The 4,410-nt window shown below is 35.4% G+C and carries 3 protein-coding genes; all 3 read right to left on the reverse strand.

From position 1 onward, the window contains the following. A partial coding sequence (locus Q0L68_RS16895; RefSeq protein WP_296705402.1) for a cation:proton antiporter occupies nucleotides 1-856 on the reverse strand: 856 nt, incomplete at its 3' end. Between the two features lie 2 nt (nucleotides 857-858). Next, the gene (locus Q0L68_RS16900) at nucleotides 859-1,569 is read right to left on the reverse strand and encodes a hypothetical protein (RefSeq protein ID WP_296705404.1); all 711 of its coding nucleotides are present in this window, start codon (nucleotides 1,567-1,569) and stop codon (nucleotides 859-861) included. Nucleotides 1,570-1,571: 2 nt separating this feature from the next. Continuing rightward, the gene (locus Q0L68_RS16905) at nucleotides 1,572-3,962 is read right to left on the reverse strand and encodes an ATP-binding protein (RefSeq protein ID WP_296705406.1); all 2,391 of its coding nucleotides are present in this window, start codon (nucleotides 3,960-3,962) and stop codon (nucleotides 1,572-1,574) included. Between the last annotated feature and the right edge of the window lie 448 nt (nucleotides 3,963-4,410).

Here is a 4,410-nt window from a genome sequence, read left to right on the forward strand (position 1 = left end):
TTTCGGCTGTTATGGTGTGCAGTTCATGGTAAATCTGATGTGCCTTTTCAAAGTGTAGCCATTTGGAAAGTCTCCCTCTGAAAAAGAGTTTCATATTTGCAATGACTAATCCAAAGATCAAAATGATGATCAAAGAGGAGAGGTGCATTTTTTTGCCGATTGCATAAAGAAGAAGTAAAAGAGCAATCAACAAAAAGAGTTTAACCTGACTTTTGATGTTCTGAAAAATCAGAATTATCCCATAACTGGCAATCAAAGAAATAGCGATTGTAAGCAGAAGGTTTCCTCCGAATCCAACCACCCCGGAATCTTGGGCCGGATTCAACTTTCCAGTGAGGAAATAAAACAACATAATCCCAAGAATATCAGAGAAAGTACCCTCATAGATATGGAATTCCCGCTTTTTGTAGTTTAAAGTTCCCACACTGGGAATGATGATTGCCGATGAAAGAATAGACAAAGGCGTAGCGTAAAGCCAGGCTGACTCAGAAGTCATATCAGGCACGAAGGTCATCAGAATCCAAACTGCTGCCCAAACCGATCCTAAAAGCCCAATCAAAGCCACTGCAAAGGATTTGAGGATCGGAAAGAGCTTTTCTTGTTTTAATTCTAATTCTAGTGCAGCCTCTAAAACAATCATGATCAAACCGACGATACCTAGAACTTCTAAAATTGGAAAGAAATCAAAGGTTTCATTGGTGAAGCTTTGCAATAAATATTGAAGCAGAATCCCAAGTCCGATAAGCATTAGGACAGCTGGTATATTGGTTCGCTTTGAAATCCCATTGAAAAGGAATGAGAGAATCAAGATAACAGAGAACTCAATGATAAGATTATAGGAGGAAATGATTTCCATAGTTACTCGAAGTTTTCAGTTAGGCTACTGGATATATTATTTTCGCTTAAAAAGCTGACTAAGTCTTCTGTTTTTGCTCCTTTTTCAAGGGTGTATTGTAATACATAAAGATTGTCTTTTTTGGTAGCTCTTAAGTCAATTGGTTTGCTGAATGCTAAAATGGGTTGGTCAAAAAGTAAATCTAAAATCTGCTTTTTCGATAACTGGGATTGTAAATAAATGGATTGTAATCTAGTAGTAGATTTAGGAGGGATCACTGAAAAACCAGATTGTTCAAATTCACCATGCCAGATAAAATGTTCTCCGGTAGAGGTGCCTAATACTAAGCCTAGTGCTCCGATTTTATGGATTAGTCCTTTTAATTTTTTGCCTTGCACCACTGCCCCAATTTGAATCATGGGGTTTTCGCGCAGGAATAGGCCGCTAATATAATGTTTGAGATAAGGAAAAGTTAGAATGAAGCCAGCCCCAATCAACAGGCCGTGACGAATGTAATCAATGGATATAAAGGCAACTATAAGAATACCCCAGGCAATGGGAACATAAAAAAGACTTAGTCTTTTCAATATTCTAGTTACTCGCTTACCCGATTTATTTTGTCTCAGATATCGCTTGGCAAGCCAATGACTAACCTTTAGAATAGCGAAAATACCAAGAAGTATCAACCCTAAGGCAAAGAGGTTATTCCAATGATATAGATTTTCCTGATTCATCTTTATGCGAAAACTTCCCGGTCATTTAGTAACATATATATTTCTTGTTTTAAACTGTCTTTCACTACAAGAAGTCCTTCTTCATTTCTGCCCAATATGTTTATGGTTAATAATTTACGGATAGCAGGTTTGATATCACTTTCAAACCGGGTCGTAAAAAATTCTTTTAATTCCAATTCTGATCCATACCCATAAAGTAGACAATATTTGAGAATCAAAACTTCCTCATCGGAAAGGAAATCATTGAGTTGAATTTCCCTATCAACAAATCGAACCTGATCAGTTTCAAGAATATCGGTGCAAAAAGTCCATGCTTGAAGAACCGCTCCTAAATTATAATCGTAGAGCTTTGTCAATGAAAGAATCTTTTTTTCCAATTGTCTGTCCGTTAATGGGTTTTTTTCCTTTTCCAAAACGTCTTTGTGAGAAGCTCCATGGCGAAGCATTATTGCTTTGAAAATTTCTTCATTTGTGGATTTAGAAACTGAATAAAATTTGGTGAAGGTCAGTGAAAAAGGAATTCTGCTATCCAAATGCTTCAAAAGGATTGAAGAAATAGTAGCACATATTAAAACACGCTGTGATTGGTTGGAAATAAAATCTATCAGAGCTTTCATATTTACCAGTAAAGAATGCTCATGATCTCTCCATTGGTGAAGATCATCCAAAATCACCAGGGGCGCGGTATTGTTTACTGATCGCTTGATAAAATCAAGAGCCTCTTTCAGATTCTTTGAAGTTCTGAATTTCCTGCCTTCCACAATGATATCCGAATTCGGATTTAGCATTAGCGTTCGCTTCGCAAAGAAATGCTTTGAGATATATTCTGCAAGAGTAGTCTTCCCAGAGAATGGATCTCCACTCAATAAAATAGATCTACCACTTCCTTGATCCCATTGTCTTACCGTCTCCTCCAATTGATTTTCAATTCCCATTCGGGATACAAGAAATAAATCACCCACAAAATTTTTGGTTAAGAAAAGGGCATGGTAATGATCCGTATTAGGCTTGGCGGATCGGGTTTCTATTATTTTTAAAGCTTTTTCCAATTCCTGGTGAGCTGTTTTCTCTTTGGCTTCCTCGTATTGGCGACTGATTTTGGACCAAAATGTCTTGATTGCTATTCCTAATTTCTTTTCAAAACCATAATTACTATTGCCTAGCCTGCTGAATGAAGTCTGTAATGGGACTTTTAGGTATTCTGGTTCAATATATAGCTGAGTTACCGCAAAGTCCTTTTTCATCAACTCATCTATATGAGAAAGTAGCTCTAAGCTTCTTTTTTTGTTTTTCCGTTCTTCACCCAGTAGTTTTTCTAAGGTTTCTTTTTCAATTCGGAAATCACTGAGTGATTCCGTTTTAATCAATATCGATAAACTTCCTCTTAAGGAGGAAAGCACATGTTTCACACGGGTAGTAAGCGATTCTTGGTCCTCCCAAAGTTCCATTACGTCTTGAAGAATGTAATAGTCTAACCATTTTGTGGTGGTCTTCTTGAAATCAATTGATTTTTCAATTAAAAGCCCGTCATCTGTCCCAACAGGGATTGTGAAAGATTTGAGGCTTTCCACCCAATCTTCAAGCGTCCTGATTTGATTTTCTTTTTTTTCATTAAACTTCATGAGATCCTCTAATAGGTTCTCAATCCAGTCTAGACCTTCTTTTAGTTTTTGTTGACTATCGATCTGACTTAAAAGTTCTAGGCTTTCTGTAGTTTTCAATAAGAAAAATTCATTCTCATTTCTGATTTCCACACCCATTCGTTCCAGATTGGATTTAATCAAAGTAAAGCTGACTAATGTTTCCTTAATTAAATCTTTAGAAGTTTGGATAATATCAAAATGATGTCCAATGGTCTTGAGTTGATCAAAATACACGCTCCAAGGATTTTTGAGATGCTGTATAGACTCAAGTTTTCGCCCTAAAGCACCTTCTTTTTCAAGAAGTAATTTGTGCATTCCCTCCATATCTTTATAAAGGGTATTAACTTCAGTAAGTAATAATTTTTTACAGGCCTCAAAATGATTTGAAACCTCTTTTTTACTGATCTTATGTTCTTTTTCTCGGTTTTGGGCGATTGAAAGTTGCAAAAGCAAATCGCGATTCAGCAATGAGAGGTTTTTGAATTTTTCTGGAAAAAAGTAATGCCAGAGGTACACATCATGAGAGGGCAGAAGTTCTTTTTTTCCATCAGAAGGAATCAAATCCTGACCATATGATAAAAAAGTTACAATAAACTTTGGGTATTTCTGATATATCAGATCATAAAGAGACTCGGAATCAATTTGGGAATTTACTTGACTTTCAAATCCAGTCATTTGATCCAAAAAGGCTAAGATTGCTTTTGGATGAGTTTCAGATATTTGATTGCTCCGCTCGTTAATTTGCTCCATTTGACATTAGATTCTTACCAAAGAAAGGATTTTTAACTGAATTTTAAATCTTGAATCGTCGATAATATATCGATTAAATGAGCACTTTCAAGAGAAAAGAATACGCTTTAGATTCAGTTTGTTTTAGGGTTTCTCTTTTAATCTCTCGATTTCCCAATTATGAGATACGTGAATAAGTTGAATTGGCTGGATAATTTTTATCAAACAAATCAATTATTGGAATTTGTAATCTGATATTTTTTTAGTCTTCTCAGGATTAAGAAAGTTCTAAGTATTTAATTTGATTAATTTCGATGAGACATTATTTCTATATGCATCTCTCCTCATTGAATAAATAAAAGTTGAATTTCAAGTGTATATTTAGGATTCAAAAATTCGCTGGAAAAGTCTTTTTTCAAAATTCAGCTTGCTTTCATTCAAAAGGAAAGTAGTTTATGAAGCTTAAAAA

It is taken from the genome of Algoriphagus sp., assembly GCF_024642405.1.
GTDB lineage: Bacteria > Bacteroidota > Bacteroidia > Cytophagales > Cyclobacteriaceae > Algoriphagus.